This window comes from Shimia sp., assembly GCF_049116215.1.
Taxonomy (GTDB): Bacteria; Pseudomonadota; Alphaproteobacteria; order Rhodobacterales; family Rhodobacteraceae; genus Shimia.
On record NZ_JAGDZB010000001.1, the window covers coordinates 318,869 to 335,967 of the forward strand.

The following is a 17,099-nucleotide window of genomic DNA, read 5'->3' on the forward strand; positions in this document are numbered from 1 at the left end:
CAGGTGCTTTTCCCAGACTCCACAAAAGAACAAAACATGAATATAATAACGATTCTCATGGTTGCCGAGCTTTGCATCACGTCGAATTTCACATTTCTCACCGGAGCATCCCATCCGGAGGAGTATATGCGGCGTGCTGCCATGGCCGGATTAAACGCCATTGCCATTGCCGATGTGAACAGCGTGGCCGGCATTGTGCGCAGTCATACCGAAGCACGTGAAATTGCCCGTAAAGTGCGCGAACGGCGCAACTTCGATCATGCAACAGGGCTAATTGGGGCCCCCTGCCCCGAGCGCATTGCGCCCCCACCCAGCGCGCCGATCTATGCCACCCCACGCCTGATGCCTGCCGCCCGGCTGGAGTTCAGTGACGCGCCACCCATCACCGCGCTGCCGGAAAACCGCCAGGGCTGGGCGAGCCTGTGCCGCCTGCTGTCCAAAGGACGCCTGCGCGCGGAGAAAGGCAGCTGTATCCTGCATCTGGGCGATCTTCTGGAATTTGGCGCGGGGTTGCAGTTGATCCTGCACCCCTATCCACACACGCACCGCCAGCCGCGCGGCGCGTGTGGCTGGGCCACACTTGTGCCACAGCTGACGCGCCGCTTTGCTGGGCGACTGCAACTGGCGCTGGCCCCGGGATATGACGGCGAAGATGCCACCCGCTTTGCCACCCGCGCCCAACACGCTGCACAGCTGGGCCTGCCGCTGGTGGCCACCACGCTGCCGGTGATGCATCACGGCGGGCGGCGGCGCTTGGCCGATGTGGTGACCGCCGTCCGGCAGGGTTGTCGCGTGGACAGCCTCGGCGCGGAAGCGCAGACCAATGGCGAGCGACGGTTGCGCAGTGCGGAGGAAATGCGCCGCCTGTTTGCGGGACATGAGGCAGCATTGGAGCGCACAGACTGGCTGATGCAGCGCTGCACCTTTTCGCTGGATGAGCTGCGCTATGAATATCCCAGCGAGGTGGCACAGGGGGAAACGCCCACAGACCGGCTGCATCGGCTGACCTATGAAGGGCTGCGCTGGCGCTATCCCCATGGTGCGCCCGAGAAAGTGCGCGGCATGTTGGAACACGAGCTTGCCCTGATCGGCAAGCTCAAATACGAGCCCTATTTCCTGACCGTGCGTGACGTCGTGCATTTTGCCCGCTCCCGAGACATCCTCTGCCAAGGGCGGGGAAGTGCCGCAAATTCAGTGGTTTGTTTTTGTCTGGGCGTGACCTCTGTGTCCCCGGAAATTGGCACCATGGTGTTTGAGCGTTTTGTCAGTGAAGCGCGCGATGAGCCGCCTGATATTGATGTCGACTTTGAACATGAACGCCGGGAAGAAGTGATCCAACACATCTACGAACGCTACGGGCGCCACCGCGCGGGGCTCTGTGCCACCGTGGTGCACTACCGCGGCAAACGCGCGATCCGGGAGGTTGGGCGGGCCATGGGACTCACCGAAGATACCATCTCGGCCCTGTCCTCCCAGCTTTGGGGGTTCTTCTCCACCGATGCGGTGCAGGATGCGCGGATGCGCGAGATTGGCCTTGATCCCAAGGACCGGCGTCTGGCGCAGACCATGGCGCTGGTGCAGGAAATCATCGGCTTCCCGCGCCACCTGTCTCAACACGTCGGTGGCTTCATCATGACCGAAGGGCGGCTGGATGAATTGGTGCCGATTGAGAACGCCAGCATGGAAGACCGCACCGTCATTTGCTGGGACAAGGATGATATTGAAAGCCTTGGGATTTTGAAGGTCGATGTGCTGAGCCTTGGCATGCTGACCTGTATCCGCAAAGGCTTTGATATGCTCAGGCGTCACCATGGGATGGACCTCGCTTTGTCGACGATTCCGCCTGAAGATTCAGCGGTCTATGATATGCTGTGCAAAGCCGACAGCATCGGGGTGTTTCAGGTCGAAAGTCGGGCGCAGATGAACTTTCTGCCACGCATGAAACCGCGCAACTTTTATGATCTGGTGATCGAAGTGGCGATCATTCGACCGGGGCCGATTCAAGGCGATATGGTGCACCCCTACATCCGGCGTCGCAATGGCGAGGAGAGTGTGACCTTCCCCTCTGACGCTTTGGGCGAGGTGCTGGGCAAGACGCTGGGCGTGCCGCTGTTTCAGGAACAGGCAATGCAGATTGCCATCATTGGTGCGGGGTTCACACCGGAGGAAGCGGACCGGCTCCGGCGGTCTTTGGCGACCTTCAAGAAGCACGGCAATGTCAGTGAGTTCCGGGATCGATTCATGCGGGGGATGAAGAAAAACGGCTACGATGAGGACTTCGCCGCACGCTGTTTTTCCCAAATTGAGGGCTTTGGATCTTATGGATTTCCAGAGAGCCACGCGGCCTCTTTTGCACTCTTGGTCTATGCCTCGGCCTGGATCAAGTGCCACCACCCCGGCATCTTTGCCTGTGCGCTCTTAAACAGCCAGCCGATGGGATTTTACGCACCTGCTCAAATCGTTAGGGACGCGCGCGAGCATGGGGTTGAGGTCCGTCCCGTCGATATCAATGAGAGCTTTTGGGACAATGTCATGGAGCCGGATGGACGTGGCGGACTGGCGCTGCGGCTGGGGTTCCGACAGGTGCGGCGGCTGCGCGAGGAGGACGCGAGCTGGATCACGGCGGCGCGGGGCAATGGCTATCAAACTGTGGAAGATGTCTGGCGCCGCGCGGGCATTGATCCGCATGTGTTGACCCGGCTGGCGGAGGCGGATGCCTTTGCCTCCTTGGGGCTCAAGCGGCGGGACGCGCTATGGGAGGCCAAGGCGATCACAGCGGACAAGCCATTGCCTTTGTTTGCAGGGGATATGGACGGCGAAGGCATTCTGGAACCTGCGGCGATGCTGCCGGAGATGTCGATGGGTGAACAAGTGGTTGAAGACTATGTGGCAATGCGGCTGACCCTGCGCAAACACCCGATGGCGCTGCTCAGGCATATCCTGACGCCGGGGGAGCCGAACCAGGCGTTAACGGATTAAACTTGGCCTCAAAACCACGTCGGTATTTTGTCGGTATCACGACTGTTTTGCAGAGGTGCGCTTTGAAGCGGAATTGGGTTAACGCAACGCCCTATGTGTTGCGCAGCCGTTCAGCCATATCGCGGGCGTAATCCGGCTCGTGCCGCCAGCTACAGGCCACCTCCCACGCGAGATGCGCCCGTGTCTCGGCCTCAGACTTGGGCGCATGTGGCGCAATGTCAAACAGCGGCAAATCCACACGGCATTCATCCCAATCCAGCAGCGCGAAGCGGCCATCAGCTAGCCGCAACACATTGCCAGGAGCAAGGTCGCCATGCACAACGCAGGTCACGCGGTCAGCCACCGCCCGCCACGCCGCGCGACACAGCGCAACCACATCCCGCGGCATCTGCGCAAAATCGACATCGCCACCCCGATCTTGTGAGAGCAACGCTATTGAGGACAAAAATCCGGGACGCTGTTCCCAACCTTGAGTTCGCGCATGAAAGCTGGCCAGCAAAGCGGCTACTTCAGCGAGACCATCTCGTGGGACAATCCCGCCCTCAACAAGTGTTTCACAGGTCCAGCCTGCCTCAGACAACCAACCATTTGTGCTGCGCATCATGTGCGGCACCACAAACCCACAGCGCCGCGCGACCTCCTGAACCGGGGTCAGCCAATCGAGCGCAGGTTCACTGCGGGTGGTGGATTTGAACACCACGTCCTGCGGCAAACCACGGGTGCGCCAGACTTGGTTGCGATGGCCGCCGGCGAGCGTTTCCAAAGAGCAAGACAGGCCCCACAGCTTTATGGGCGGCAAACTCACAGCTTGCGCCAGACTGACACATGTTTGGTGCTGTCTTTGGAAAAGGACGCGCGGTCCCAACCGGACCAACGATGCTCCAAGGTCATGCCTGCAAGCCGCGCCATGAGGTCCATTTCGGAAGGCCAGGCGTAGCGGAACGGCACGGCGAGGTGCTGCGCTTGACCGTCTTTCATCCAGAGGTGATGCGAGCTGTAGGCCTGTGTGGTGACGTCAAACTCATCGACGCCCCAGTGGTCCGGGTCATGGGCAAACGGCAGGCGGGTTTCCCCAAACGGCAAGCGCTGCAGCGGCGGCAGCTGTGTCTCGACCACAAACCGCCCACCCGGCGCAAGATGCGCAGCGGCGTTTTGAAAACAGGCAACTTGGGCGTCTTGTGTCGTCAGATTGTCGATGGTGTTGAACACCAGAAAGACCAGGGAGAAGGTGCCCTCAGAACGGGCCTCGCACATGTCACCGATGACAACTGGGATATCTGCGCCGCCGGGTTTCTTGCGCAACTCGTCGACCATGGCAGCGGAGAGTTCATTGCCTGCGACTTTGATGCCGTTGGCGGCCAGAGGCAGCGCAATGCGGCCGGTGCCAATGGCAAATTCCAGCGCAGCACCGCCACGTGCGAGATCGGCCAAAACGTCGACCGTCGCGGCCACCAACGCAGGGTCCGTTCCGCCATGATCCGCGTCATATGTTGCGGCCACCTCAGCATCAAACACCCCGTCACTCATGACACACCCTCTGTGCTACGGCACCTCACAGGTATAGAGGCACACTTTCAAACCACCATGCGCCACCGTGGCAAATCGGGTCTCAAGCGGCAAGTTGGTGGCTTTGGCCAGGCCGGCGTCCGTGGTAATTATGCCAACCTTCCAACCGGAGAACTGTGCAGAGAGGGCTTTGCCCAAGCTGGCGTGCAAAGCGAACAACCCCTTTTTGTCACCAAGGCGCGCGCCATACGGCGGGTTCACAATCACAATGCCGGGCGGGCCGTCCGGAGGCGTGATCTCACCTGCGCTTTTTTGTTCAAAGCTGCAGATATCCGCCACGCCAGCGCGGTCCGCATTCTCAAGTGACATCCGGATGGCACCCGCATCTTTGTCGGAGCCGAAAAACTGTCCCTGTGGCACTTGTGTGTTCTCTGTTTTCAGTGCGGCAAAGGCTTCGCCATCAAAACTGGCCAGCTGCTCAAAGGCAAACCTACGGGAGCGCCCCGGCAGGAGGCCAGAGGCCATTTCCGCCGCTTCAATCACAAAGGTACCGGAGCCACACATCGGGTCATAGACCGACTGGCTGCCGTCATAGCCCATCTGGCGCAGGAACAGCGCTGCCATGTTTTCCCGCATCGGCGCTTTGGCCACAGCAGGTTTATGGCCACGTTTGTGCAGGCTTTCGCCCGACGTATCGAGCGAGAAGGTCAGCATGTTGTTGTCGATACGCACCTTGAGCACCACGTCAGCTTCATTGGAAATCGGCACGCCCACGGCGGCGACCAGACCTTTCTCAATGCGCTCCTTGGCTGCGCCGGCGTGGTAGATCTTGGACTTTTGCGTCACCACCTCAACCTTCACCGGCACATCAGACCGCAGGTAAGGCGTCCAGGACATCTCACCAATTTGGCGCTCCAGCAGATTAAGATGCATACATTGGAAATTGCCGATCCGCGCCAGCACCCGCACCGCGCCACGCAGACACAGGTTGGCACGCCAGACGTCCTGCCAATTGCCACGAAAGCGCACGCCACCCGGCATCATCTTGGGCTTTTTGAACCCAGCTTCGGTGATCTCTGCCGCCAGAGGCTTTTCCAACCCCGGCGCGGTGACAACAAAAATCTCAAACTTGCGCATATCGCTCTCCATCACCAAAGCGATGTGCCGCCTCAGGTTTCACAGTCCCTAAATACCCCGGGGTGTTCTTGCGCAAGGCGCAAGTGAGGGGCTGGCCCCTTTTACGGGATGCCAAACAGGGGTTCTGCTGCCGCTGCCAAACGCAGAAGACGCTCCTCTGCCCCACCCTGTCCCAGCATCATCAGGCCACAGCTTGGCACGCCGGTTGGCAAGGTGATGGCCGCAGAACCCATCAGGTTGCCAATACGGGTGTTGCGCAAAGCAAGCAGGTTTTCGGTCACGTAGTAGTCTTGATCGTGCATCAGCCGCTCGATGTTGGGCGGTAAAATCGGCGCGGTCGGCAACAGCACGGCGTCATAGCCGGCAATGCGCGCGTTCCAGGTGGCGCGATGCGCATCGAGTTTGTGCCAGGCGGCGACATAGTCCGGCCCGCTGAAGGTCGCACCGGCCCGGAAGCGTTCCAAAATCGGGGTAAACATCTTATCCGGCGCGGCCTCGATCACCGCCTGCCATTCGCCATAGGCTTCGGCGGTATAGAGCGGACCGGACAAGGCCATGGCCTCCGCAATCTCCTCAGCCTTGAGGAACTCCAGCTCCGCACCCGCTTCGCGCAGGCGATGCAGCGTGCGTTCGAACCCTGCCAGAGGGGCTTCGCGCACCTTATCCAGCGCCACGGTTTCGAGCACCGCCATACGGGTGCCTTTCAGCGTGGCGCCGCGCAGATCCGGCGCAGGTTTGCCTTCCAGAATGCCCAAGAGCAGCGCCGCATCTTCCACCGTGCGGGTCAGCGGGCCGACAGTGTCAAACTTGCGACAGAGCGGCACGGTGCCTTCGCAGGACACGCGGCCTGCGGTGGTTTTGAGACCCACCAAATCGTTCCAGGCGGCTGGAATACGCACGGAGCCGCCGGTGTCAGAGCCAATGCCCGCCGCCGCCAGCCCAAAAGCCACAGAGGCCGCCGCACCGGAAGAAGACCCGCCAGGCACCGCACCGGGATCGTTCACGCAGGGCGGTGTGGCGGTGATCGGGTTGAGGCCAATGCCGGAAAACGCCAGTTCGCTCATATGGGTTTTGCCCAGACAGATCAGGCCCGCAGCAGTGGCGTTGCGCAGCACTTCGGCGTCACGTGTCGGCACGCGGTCTTTGAGCAAAGCCGAGCCGGCCTCCGTGGCGATGCCAGCTGTGTCAAACAGGTCTTTCCAGCTGACCGGCACACCATCCAACGGCGACAGACGTTGGCCTGCGCGGGCCCGTTCAGCGGCGGCTTCGGCTTCGGCCAAGGCACGTTCGGCTGTCACCTTCGCATAAATCCGATCCCGCGCGTCATGGCCATCAATCGCGCCCAGAAAGGCTTGGGTCAGCGCCACAGGGTCAATTGCGCCGCTCTCAATACCCCGCCCCAGGTCTGCCGCGCTTTTCTCCAGCCAATCCAACATTCTGCTCTCCACTTTCTCTTTGAAGGCGACGGTAGCGGCGCAATCGCGCATGGACAATCCCGAAGCGACGCCCATATTGGCGTCATGACATTTGATAGCGATATCCTGATTGCCGGCGGCGGTCTCAACGGCCCCGCCTTGGCTTTGGCGCTGGCGCAGGCCGGCTTTGACGTGACCGTGGTGGACGCGCGTCCTGCGCCCGCACGGGCAGGCAGCAACTTTGACGGGCGCGGCTATGCGCTGGCATTGGCCTCCAAACGACTGCTGGCGGCGATTGGCGTGTGGGACAAGGTGGCGGACCAGTCCGAGCCGATGTGCGACATCAAAGTGTCCGATGGCCGCGCGGGCGAAGGGCCGGCACCGTTTTTCTTGCATTTTGATCACACCGAGATCGAAGAAGGCCCGATGGGATTTATGCTCGAAGACCGGTTCCTGTACCGCGCCTTTTTGGAGGCGATGGAGGCCGAGCCACGCATCACCTTGATCTCGGGCACCTCTGTTACCGATCAAACCATGGATGTCGCCGGCGTGACCGCTACGTTCAGCGACGGCCGCAAACACCGTGCCAAACTGCTGGTTGGCTGTGACGGTCGGCAAACCGGGGTGGGCAAACGTGCGGGCATCAAACGCACCGGATGGGGCTATGGACAAACGGCTTTAGTCTGCGCCATCAAGCACGAACTGCCGCACAATGGCGTGGCACATCAGTTTTTCATGCCGCCGGGCCCCTTGGCGATCCTGCCGCTGCCGGGCAATATGTGCTCGATTGTCTGGTCCGAAACCGATGAGAACGCCACAGCGATCCATGCGCTGCCCGACGAAGACTACATGGCGGTGCTGCGCCCGCGCTTTGGCGATTTCCTGGGCGAGATCGAACTCACCGGCAACCGCTTCACCTACCCTTTGAGCCTGTCGGTGGCCAACGACTTCATTGCCGAACGTGTGGCACTGGTGGGCGATGCGGCCCACGGGATGCACCCGATTGCGGGGCAAGGCCTCAATGCGGGTCTGCGCGATGTGGCGGCGCTGGCACAGATCCTGACCGAGGCACAGCAACGGGGCGAAGACGTTGCCTCTGAGCTGGTGCTGGCGCGCTATCAGGAATGGCGACGGTTTGACACGGCCACATTGGTGGCGGCCACCGACTTGACCAACAAACTGTTTTCCAACAACAATCCGCTGCTGCGCGCCGCGCGCGATGTGGGTATGGGGTTGGTCGGCGCGATGCCCGGTTTGCGCCGGACCTTTATGCGTGAGGCGGCGGGGCTCAATGGCGAGCTGCCCAAGCTGATGCGCTAAAGCGCTTTCTCATTCTTAAAATACTCTGGGGGTGACTTGGCGCAGCCAAGAGGGGGCTAGCCCCCTCCCCCGCCACAATCACTCCAGCACGCGGGCTTCGTCGATCAGCATCACCGGAATGCCTTCGCGGATCGGAAACGCCAGATTGGCGGCTTTGGATACCAGCTCCTGACGCGCCGCATCATACTCCAAACGGGTGCGTGTCTGTGGGCAGATCAGTGACTCCAACATGCGACGGTCAAAATTTGGTCCGGGTGTGGTGTGGGCATTCATTGCATAAAGTCCTCTCCAGCGCCGCCACGCAGCGCAAATTCCAATAGCGTGACAAGGGTTTCCCGACGTGTGGACAAAGACGGCGCCTCCAGCAAGGCCTGTTTGTCTTCCGCCGTAAACTCCAACAACATCGACAGCGAATTGATCAACAATTCGTCGTCTGCGTCTTTGAGCGTTTCCCAATCCGTTGACAGGTCAAGGTGCTCAAAAAATCGCTTCAGCAGATCCATAAAAGCCGGGCGTTGAAAGCCCGCGTCCTGTTCGGTGGGGCCAAGGTCATGGGCAAAGCCGTCCCAACTGACCTGACACCGACGATAGGGTGTGAAACCCTCCACCTCTTGCTGAACCCGGAATCGGGACACCCCGGTTAACGTGATCAAATATCGATTGTCGCCGGTTTCGGAAAACTGCGTGATGCGGCCAACACAACCAATGGTGTGCAATCCCTTGGCATCGCGGCCCGGCACCTCGTTGGGTTGCACCATGCCAATCAGCCGCTCGCTGGTTTTCAGCGCATCATCCAGCATCGCCAGATAGCGTGGCTCAAAGATATGCAGCGGCAAGCGAGACCGGGGCAACAACAGCGCCCCGGGCAAGGGAAACACAGACAATGTGTCCGGTAAGTCAGCGGCTTTGATCATGCCAAAAGCCTACTCTGGATTGCCCAATCCGCAAAGCGGATCAGACAAAGATCATCGAGCTGAGCTTGCGACGGCCGTTCAGAACCACCGGATCATTAGGCTTAAGCGCCTCAAAGATGGTGAAGAGCTGCGCTTTGGCCGCACCGTCGTTCCATTCACGATCCCGGCGGAACAGTTCCAGAAGCTCATTCACGGCGTCCTCGACCTGGTCCGCGCCATGTAGTGCCTGCGCCAGGTCCAGGCGCGCCTGATGGTTGTCCGGATCGGCGTCCACAGCGGCGCGCAGCTCGGCCACGGGACCGGCATTCTCCGCCTGGCGGGCCAGTTCAATTTGTGCGCGTACAGCTTCAATTTCCGCTGCCGCAGAAATGGCCTCTGGCACGCCGTTGATCACCGATTCGGCTTCATCCACCTGTTCCAAAGCCAGATAGGAGCGCGCCAGACCGGCAAAGGCTTCGGCATTTTCAGGATCTTGCTCAGCAATCGCTGCAAAAGTCTCCGCAGCGGATTCCGCGTCGCCTTCGGTCAGCATTTCTTCAGCCGCCACCAAGGCATCCGCCAGGCCACCATCCGGCACTTCGCCGCCAGCAGCTTCAATCACGCGGGCCACAAAGGCGTCAATTTCACTGCCTGGCAATGCGCCTTGGAAGCCATCCACCGGCTGGCCTTGCCAGAAGGCATAAACCGTTGGGATCGACTGCACGCGCATTTGGCCGGCAATGCCCTGATTTTCGTCGACGTTGATCTTGGCCATTTTCACAGCACCGCCAGCGGCTGTCACGGCCGCCTCAAGCGCAGGGCCGAGGGTTTTGCACGGGCCACACCAAGGCGCCCAGAAATCCACAATCACCGGCACGGTCATGGAGGCATCCACAACCTCCGCCATAAAGGTGGCCTCTGGCACGTCTTTGATCAAATCGCCTGTTGCGGGCGCAGCTGGGGCGCCTCCGCCAAGAATATCCATCATCATTGTTCTCCGTCTGGAACTTGCCCCCTATATGGAGGGGAGCGGGACAGAAACCAAGAGAGGAGTTGGCCAGACATGGCAGCAAAATGGGACATATTTGCCCTTTCAGAGCGCATGATGGCCATGGATGAGGCCGCATGGGCGCGGCATTCAAACCCGCTCAGTGTGTATTCGCGTATGTCGATTTTGCCGTTGATGACGCTGGCGGTGTTTTCGCGGGTCTGGCTTGGCTGGGGGGCGCTGCTGCCCACTGGTCTGGTGATTATGTGGACCTGGTGGAACCCGCGCGCTTTTGCCCTGCCAAGCACCACCAACAGCTGGGCCGCCCATGGCACCTTTGGCGAGCGGGTGTTTCTCAACCGCAAAGTGCTTCCAATTCCGTCCCATCATACACGGTGGGCCATAGCGCTTGGCGTGGTTTCCGGCGTTGGCATGGTGCCTTGGGTCTGGGGGCTTTGGCAGATTGATCTTGGTATGACGCTGTTTGGCCTGAGCCTGATGATTGGTGGCAAACTGTGGTTTGTGGACCGGATGGTCTGGCTCTACCAAGACATGAAAGACGCCCACCCCGACTACGCGGCGTGGGCGCGGTAATCTGTCTTACAGATCAAAAGTTGCAAACACCGGCGCGTGATCCGACGGCTTTTCCCAGCCACGAGCGTCGCGCAACACACGGCTGGAATGGCCGGCGTTGGAGATGTCACCGGTGGCCCAGACATGATCTAGGCGGCGGCCTTTGTCCGCCGCATCCCAATCGCGGGCGCGATAGGACCACCAGCTGTAGAGATTGCCCTCAGGGATGTCCTGACGGGTGATGTCGACCCAGCCGCCAGCCTCCTGGGTTTCGGCCAGCTTCTCGACTTCGATCGGCGTGTGGCTGACCACTTTCAGAAGTTTCTTGTGGTCCCAAACGTCATCTTCGCGCGGCGCAATGTTGAGATCGCCCACGAGGATTGATTTTTTGACCTGCTCTTTGCGGAACCAATCCCGCATTTCGGCTAGGTAATCGAGCTTTTGGCCAAATTTCTCGTTCTTTTCGCGGTCCGGCACGTCGCCACCGGCGGGGACATAGAAGTTGTGCACCGTGACACCGTTTTCCAGCGTGCCCGCGATATGGCGGGCATGACCGAGATCCGCGAAGTCTTCGCTGCCCGCTTCGACCATTGGAATTTTGGAGAAGATCGCCACGCCGTTGTAACCCTTTTGGCCCCGCGCCACCATGTGGGTGTAACCCAGTTCAGCGAATGCCTCGGTTGGGATTTTGTCCACCGGGCTTTTGCATTCCTGCAGGCACAACACGTCCGGCGCCTCCTCTTGCATGAGCTTGAGCACAATTGGCTCGCGCAGGCGCACCGAGTTGATGTTCCAGGTGGCAAGGGTGAAAGACATATGTCATCCTCTTGTTACACGGTTTTAGGGCGACAGGATTCTTGTCGATCCCCAGTCAGCCTCACATCAAAACACTGATTGGCTGACATAAACAATGCCCATTTGAAACCCGCCACGAGTAAAATAAGTTTTTTAAAAGGTGAATTCCGTGCCCGATACACCGCATGATATCACGCCACAGAGGCCTCCTCAAAAACCAAAGCCCCCCCGCTTGGCAAAGCTGACGCACTTCCTGTCGAAAATCCGCAACCTAACACAAGAGAACCCCTGGCTGTCGCTGACCACCAGCCTGGCATTTTTTGTGTTGGGCTGGGGCGCCACACTGGGGTTGGACCTCGTGCGCGATAAAATTTGGCCAGATTCATATCAGATCGAAGCGCAGGAATTGCGCGAAGAAATTAATGCTCGCACCACTACAATTGAAGCCTATCTGAATAAACTGGATCCCGCCGACACCGCCGCATTTGAAGACACCGCGCAGGCCATTTTGAACGAGTTGGAGGCGTTGAAACCCTCCGTTTCTCAATTTGCCCACCAAGCGGATCAGTTCGCCCCCAAACTCGCTGACGTAAAAACTCGGGAGTTGAGAAATTTGGGTGTCAGTGCGCAGGCGGATTTCATCCTGCCGTTTGAAGGTGGCGTGACGCTGTGTGACAGCCGTTTCAGCTTCGCCCTGACCCGCTCCAACATATCTGGACATGTGTATCTGACACTGTCCAAGGATGGTGAGCAGAACGGGGCTAATAAAATCGCAGGACAGACCTTACGCTTAGATGTTGCGGACCGCTGGGTAAGCGTGAGCTATCTTGGCCCAGCCGCCGATGGCGCGTTGTCGCGTTTCAACTTCTCCTGCGGATAGGTCCTCAGGTCCCCCCCTCAACACAAAAAAGGGCCCGAGCCGAAGCCCGGGCCAGTCCAACAGGGAGGTTCATGTCATAACCCGGACATGCGCGGGAACTCTTAGGTCTTTGTAAAAGATGTGTCACAAATATTTCTTTGATCCACATCAACGTAACATATTTAGTATCTCCGCGCCGTTTCCAAAGGGCGGCACGGAGAAATCGGCAAGATTATGCCACCAGGCGGTAGCCACCGCTCTCGGTGATCAACAGGCGGGCGTTGGAGGGATCAGGCTCGATCTTCTGACGCAGGCGATAGATGTGAGTCTCCAGCGTGTGGGTGGTGACACCGGCGTTGTACCCCCAGACCTCGTGGAGCAACACATCCCGTGCCACAACACCTTCGGTGGCACGATAGAGAAACTTCAGGATGTTTGTCTCTTTTTCGGTCAGCCGAACCTTGCTCTCATCTTCGCGGATCAACAGCTTCATGGAGGGCTTGAATGTATATGGCCCAAGCTGGAAAACCGCGTCTTCAGACTGCTCGTGCTGGCGTAGTTGCGCGCGAATCCGCGCAAGCAGGACGGGAAACTTAAAAGGCTTGGTCACATAGTCGTTGGCGCCCGAATCAAGCCCCAGAATCGTATCCGCGTCGCTGTCATGGCCGGTCAGCATCAGGATTGGGCTTTTCACGCCCTGCTTGCGCATCAGGCGGCAAAGCTCGCGCCCATCTGTGTCCGGCAAGCCCACATCGAGGATGATGATGTCATAAAGACCTTCTTTCACGCGGCCCATGGCCTCGGCACCGTTGCCAGCCTCAAACACGTCGAAATCCTCGGTCATCACAAGCTGCTCAGAAAGCGCCTCGCGCAGATCTTCGTCGTCATCTACCAGCAGGATCTTTTTCAACTGTGCCATGTGCGTCTCTCCGTTATGCGTTGCTTGGTAGCCATGTGAGGTGAGTTCACGATCAGAACAAGAATTGCTGCAATCTGCTCACGCCCTCGTGTTTCAACACCACCAAATGTTTCATATTGCTGCAGAAGAGGCTACATGGGGTTGGCTGAAGACAGAGGTTCCAATGAGTTTTGCCCCCGACATTATTGAGCGACTGGCCCGTGCGCGGGCGGATCTGCGCATGGGTGTGCCAATTGTGCTCACGGGTGACGGCGCGCCTTTGTTGGTGCTGGCTGCAGAAACACTGACCGCGGAGCGGTTGGCGGATGTGCGGGCCCTTGGGGCCACGCCCGACCTTACCCTGACCGCGCGACGCGCAGAGACACTGAAGGCGCGGGCTTATGATGGTGATCTCGCCAGGGTGGCGCTGCCTGCAGAGGCTGATCTGCGGTGGATCAAAGGCATTGTCAGCCCGGAAGATGATTTGAACACGCCGATGAAAGGGCCTTTGGCCACAGCGCGCACGGGAAATGCGGATTTGCATCGCGCGGCGGTGAAGCTGGTTAAGTCAGCGCAGTTGCTGCCCGCCGCATTGACGTTGGAGCTGTTTGAAGCCGGCAGCTTTGCACTTGAGCATGGGCTGACAGTGATCCCGTCTTCGCTGGCGGCGCCTCATCTGGCCGCGACCAGCCCTCTGCATCCGGTGGTGCATGCACGTTTACCGATGTCAGCTGCGGAAGCAGGCCGGCTGCACATTTTTCGGCCAGAGGACGGCGGGGCGGAGCATTATGCCATTGAAATTGGCCGTCCGGATCGCGAGGCACCGGTTTTGGCGCGATTGCATTCGGCCTGTTTTACCGGCGATGTGCTGGGCAGTCTGAAATGTGATTGCGGGCCGCAGTTACACGCCGCCCTGGGCTTTATGGGCGCGGAAGGCAGCGGTGTGTTGCTGTACCTCAACCAAGAAGGGCGCGGCATTGGCCTGGCCAACAAAATGCGGGCGTATTCGCTGCAAGATCAGGGGTTTGACACGGTTGAAGCCAACCACCGTTTGGGCTTTGAAGACGACGAGCGCGATTTCCGGATTGGGGCAAAGATCCTTCAAGAGATGGGATTTTCCTCCGTGCGGCTGCTGACCAACAACCCCCGCAAGATTGCGATGATGGAAAAAGCCGGCGTGGCCGTGACAGAGCGGGTGGCGCTGAAGGTGGGCGAGAACGCCCACAATCAGGCCTATTTGGCCACCAAAGCGCAGAAGTCGGGACACATGCTGTGACGCCCAATGATCTGGTTCTGACTCCACGCGGGGTGCGCTTTAGGGGACGGCATTTCCCATGCAGCATTGGCAAAGGGGGTATCCGGCAGGACAAACGTGAGGGCGATGGCGCAACACCAGTGGACGTGCATCAGATTACCGGCCTGCTCTATCGCGCGGACCGGGTGGCGATGCCTGCGCCTTGGGCGACGGCCATTGGCAAAGATGATCTGTGGTCGGATGCCAGCGAGGATCCGGATTACAATCAGCTGGTGCGCGCGCCATATGGTCCGAGCCATGAAAAACTGCGACGGGCGGATCCGCTGTATGATGTGATCCTGCTCACCGATTGGAATTGGCCGCTGGCGCAGCCTGGTCGCGGGTCGGCAATTTTTCTGCATCAATGGCGGCGGCCGGGCTATCCGACCGAGGGATGCATCGCCTTCGCCCGCCCGCATATGCACTGGATCGCCCGTCATGCCCGCCCCGGCACGCGGATCATCGTGCCTTAGGCTTCTTCTTGCCTTAAATATCCCCGCCGGAGGCGTCCCTGCGTGCAAGCGAGCGCAAAGGTTTAGGTGTCGCGCGCGCCAAAAATCGCAGAGCCAACACGCACGTGAGTGGCTCCCAAGGCAACGGCACGTTCATAGTCGCCGCTCATCCCCATGGACAGGCCAGTGAGTCCGTTGCGCGCCGCCAGTTTGGCAAGCAATGCAAAGTGCAACGAAGGTTCTTCGTTTGCTGGTGGGATGCACATCAATCCGACAACTGGCAAATCCAGTGCACGGCATTCGGTGACAAAACCATCGACATCCGCCAAAAGCACGCCGGATTTCTGTTCTTCTTCGCCTGTGTTGACCTGAATGAAGAGGTCGGGACATTTGCCCTCTTCCTGCGCAATGCGGGCCAGCGTGTTGGCCAGTTTTGGACGGTCAAGCGAATGAATGGCATCAAACAGGCCTAGAGCCTGACGGGCTTTGTTGGTTTGCAGGGGACCTAGCAAGTGAACTTTCGCATCCGGGTAGGTCTCGCGGAAGGTAGGCCATTTGCCAGCCGCTTCCTGCACCTGATTTTCGCCAAATAGGCGGTGGCCCTGTGTCAGGACCGCCTCCACCACATCATCGGGTTGCCGCTTGCTAACGGCGATCAGTTTTGTGTCGCCAGAGGCACGCCCGGCGGCGGCTTCAGCTTTGGCAATGCGGCTTTGAATTTCGGAGAGCGACATGGACAGGCCTCTTGTTGGTACTGCCCTGCAACAATCATGGTTTTGCACAAAAAGAAAGGGGCAGGCTCTTGCGAGCCCGCCCCAAAAGACTTGGTGTCTTTCAGCTATTAGAAGCTGAAGGTCACACCAGCGTCTGCGATGGTGTTGCCACCTGGTGCTTTGGCAACGCCGGTTGCCAGAGACACACCGCCACCCAGGGAGTGGGAGTAGCCGATACCATAGGAGGTGTCGTTAGCTGCCAGACCGCCACCGGAAACGTAGCCAGTGATGGAGCCAGCTGCGGATACAGCGTATGCACCGGACAGACCGTACATGGTTTTGTTCACAGTGTCGTTGTCACCAACCAGAGCGGCGTAGGAGAAGTCACCGAAGGAACCGTCAGCACCGATTGCCCACTGCTTGCCGGACGCTTTGTCGTCGCCGTACATGGCACCAACGCGGTGTGCACCGAAGTTGTAGCCAGCACCGATCTGCCAAGACTCGTCAGCACCTGCGATGGTGGTGTCATTCAGAGTGTAGGATGCGTTCACAGTGAAGTCAGAGATGGTGTACAGAGCTTTGATGGTCTGCGAAGCAGCCGCGCCGTTGCCGAAGCCTTTTTTGTCAAAGCCAGTGAAGTTCGCTGCCTGGTCCAGGAAACCAGTGTAGCCAACGCCGTTACCACCCCAAGACACAACGTCGCCGGAGTCGAACACGTCGGAAACGTGACCAACGTCAACACGGAGACCGCCGGTGGATACTGCGAAGCCTGCGCCGCCTGCGCCGCCGGTTGCGCCGGCGCCGTTTACGTTGCCGCCAGAGATGCCATCGTCAGCCTGCCAACGAATACGGCCTTCGAACTTAACGCCACCGTCAGTTTCGGTCACGCCGTTTACGGTCAGACGGAAGCGGTGATCCAGAACGGTCTCTTGGGACGCGCCTTCGGTGTACACAACACCCAAACGGCCGGAGCCGGACCAGGTCAGTTCAGCGGCTGCAACGCCAGCGGTAGCAACGAGTGCAGTCGATGCGAAGAGAATCTTTTTCATGATTTTTTCCCTCGGATTTCCAATTCATGCGCCCAACCCGGAGAATCCCTGATTGGGTATGCCGTAGTCTCTCGCTCTTTTGGGGGTGTTTTGGCAAGCACGGCGCGAAGCTTTAAGAGAAGATGACCAGACGTGGTGCAGACATGCCACAGTTGGTTTTCCCAAGCAAAAAACCGCCGATACATTAACCAATACGCAGGCTTGGGTGATTTCACTGCGCCATGTGGT

Annotated in this window: 17 protein-coding genes; 6 read left to right on the forward strand and 11 right to left on the reverse strand. The window is 59.3% G+C overall.

Features of this window, described 5'->3' with window-relative positions:
- Positions 1 to 57: 57 nt before the first annotated feature.
- The gene (locus JXR15_RS01590) at positions 58 to 2,979 is read left to right on the forward strand and encodes an error-prone DNA polymerase (protein ID WP_422052229.1); all 2,922 of its coding nucleotides are present in this window, start codon (positions 58 to 60) and stop codon (positions 2,977 to 2,979) included.
- A gap of 91 nt (positions 2,980 to 3,070) precedes the next feature.
- On the opposite strand, the gene JXR15_RS01595 is transcribed toward JXR15_RS01590, so the two are convergent.
- The 4 genes from JXR15_RS01595 to JXR15_RS01610 form a co-directional block, all read right to left on the reverse strand.
- Positions 3,071 to 3,784, reverse strand: a complete 714-nt coding sequence (locus JXR15_RS01595) for a phosphotransferase (protein ID WP_422051492.1) — start codon at positions 3,782 to 3,784, stop codon at positions 3,071 to 3,073.
- Positions 3,781 to 4,506, reverse strand: coding sequence for a class I SAM-dependent DNA methyltransferase (locus JXR15_RS01600; RefSeq protein WP_422051493.1), 726 nt, complete (start codon positions 4,504 to 4,506; stop codon positions 3,781 to 3,783). Before JXR15_RS01600 ends, JXR15_RS01595 begins: the two co-directional genes overlap by 4 nt.
- A gap of 15 nt (positions 4,507 to 4,521) precedes the next feature.
- A complete protein-coding gene (locus JXR15_RS01605) occupies positions 4,522 to 5,622 on the reverse strand; it encodes a THUMP domain-containing class I SAM-dependent RNA methyltransferase (protein WP_422051494.1) in 1,101 nt (366 codons plus the stop codon).
- Positions 5,623 to 5,723: 101 nt separating this feature from the next.
- Positions 5,724 to 7,058, reverse strand: a complete 1,335-nt coding sequence (locus JXR15_RS01610; protein WP_422051495.1) for an amidase — start codon at positions 7,056 to 7,058, stop codon at positions 5,724 to 5,726.
- Between the two features lie 84 nt (positions 7,059 to 7,142).
- Here JXR15_RS01610 and JXR15_RS01615 point away from each other — a divergent pair, with 84 nt between their 5' ends.
- A complete protein-coding gene (locus tag JXR15_RS01615; protein WP_422051496.1) occupies positions 7,143 to 8,357 on the forward strand; it encodes an FAD-dependent oxidoreductase in 1,215 nt (404 codons plus the stop codon).
- 78 nt (positions 8,358 to 8,435) lie between these two features.
- Here the strand turns inward: JXR15_RS01615 and JXR15_RS01620 are convergent, their stop codons facing one another.
- The 3 genes from JXR15_RS01620 to JXR15_RS01630 are packed head-to-tail and all read right to left on the reverse strand — an operon-like array spanning position 8,436 to position 10,238.
- The gene (locus JXR15_RS01620) at positions 8,436 to 8,630 is read right to left on the reverse strand and encodes a Trm112 family protein (protein ID WP_422051497.1); all 195 of its coding nucleotides are present in this window, start codon (positions 8,628 to 8,630) and stop codon (positions 8,436 to 8,438) included.
- Positions 8,627 to 9,271 carry an LON peptidase substrate-binding domain-containing protein gene (locus tag JXR15_RS01625; RefSeq protein WP_422051498.1) on the reverse strand — a complete coding sequence of 215 codons (645 nt, stop codon included), beginning with the start codon at positions 9,269 to 9,271 and terminating at the stop codon, positions 8,627 to 8,629. Before JXR15_RS01625 ends, JXR15_RS01620 begins: the two co-directional genes overlap by 4 nt.
- A gap of 40 nt (positions 9,272 to 9,311) precedes the next feature.
- Complete coding sequence (locus JXR15_RS01630; RefSeq protein WP_422051499.1) at positions 9,312 to 10,238, reverse strand: tetratricopeptide repeat protein; 927 nt, start codon at positions 10,236 to 10,238, stop codon at positions 9,312 to 9,314.
- 75 nt (positions 10,239 to 10,313) lie between these two features.
- Here JXR15_RS01630 and JXR15_RS01635 point away from each other — a divergent pair, with 75 nt between their 5' ends.
- On the forward strand, positions 10,314 to 10,832 hold the full coding sequence (locus JXR15_RS01635) for a DUF6653 family protein (RefSeq protein ID WP_422051500.1): 519 nt from the start codon (positions 10,314 to 10,316) through the stop codon (positions 10,830 to 10,832).
- Positions 10,833 to 10,838: 6 nt separating this feature from the next.
- On the opposite strand, the gene xth is transcribed toward JXR15_RS01635, so the two are convergent.
- Positions 10,839 to 11,627, reverse strand: coding sequence for an exodeoxyribonuclease III (gene xth / locus JXR15_RS01640; protein WP_422051501.1), 789 nt, complete (start codon positions 11,625 to 11,627; stop codon positions 10,839 to 10,841).
- Positions 11,628 to 11,838: 211 nt separating this feature from the next.
- Between xth and JXR15_RS01645 the strand changes: the two genes are divergently transcribed.
- Positions 11,839 to 12,486, forward strand: coding sequence for a hypothetical protein (locus JXR15_RS01645; protein WP_422051502.1), 648 nt, complete (start codon positions 11,839 to 11,841; stop codon positions 12,484 to 12,486).
- Positions 12,487 to 12,697: 211 nt separating this feature from the next.
- On the opposite strand, the gene JXR15_RS01650 is transcribed toward JXR15_RS01645, so the two are convergent.
- Positions 12,698 to 13,384, reverse strand: a complete 687-nt coding sequence (locus JXR15_RS01650; protein WP_294116027.1) for a response regulator transcription factor — start codon at positions 13,382 to 13,384, stop codon at positions 12,698 to 12,700.
- 163 nt (positions 13,385 to 13,547) lie between these two features.
- On the opposite strand from JXR15_RS01650, the gene ribA reads away from it, so the two are divergent.
- Positions 13,548 to 14,639 (forward strand): GTP cyclohydrolase II, encoded by a 1,092-nt coding sequence (gene ribA, locus JXR15_RS01655; RefSeq protein WP_422051503.1) that lies wholly within the window; start codon positions 13,548 to 13,550, stop codon positions 14,637 to 14,639.
- On the forward strand, positions 14,636 to 15,130 hold the full coding sequence (locus tag JXR15_RS01660; protein WP_422051504.1) for a L,D-transpeptidase family protein: 495 nt from the start codon (positions 14,636 to 14,638) through the stop codon (positions 15,128 to 15,130). The genes ribA and JXR15_RS01660 overlap by 4 nt, the downstream gene beginning before the upstream one ends.
- A 62-nt stretch (positions 15,131 to 15,192) precedes the next feature.
- Here JXR15_RS01660 and JXR15_RS01665 read toward each other — a convergent pair whose 3' ends face one another.
- Both JXR15_RS01665 and JXR15_RS01670 read right to left on the reverse strand, forming a co-directional pair.
- On the reverse strand, positions 15,193 to 15,843 hold the full coding sequence (locus tag JXR15_RS01665) for a YggS family pyridoxal phosphate-dependent enzyme (protein WP_422051505.1): 651 nt from the start codon (positions 15,841 to 15,843) through the stop codon (positions 15,193 to 15,195).
- Positions 15,844 to 15,950: 107 nt separating this feature from the next.
- Positions 15,951 to 16,871, reverse strand: coding sequence for a porin (locus JXR15_RS01670; RefSeq protein ID WP_422051506.1), 921 nt, complete (start codon positions 16,869 to 16,871; stop codon positions 15,951 to 15,953).
- Positions 16,872 to 17,099: the final 228 nt, after the last annotated feature.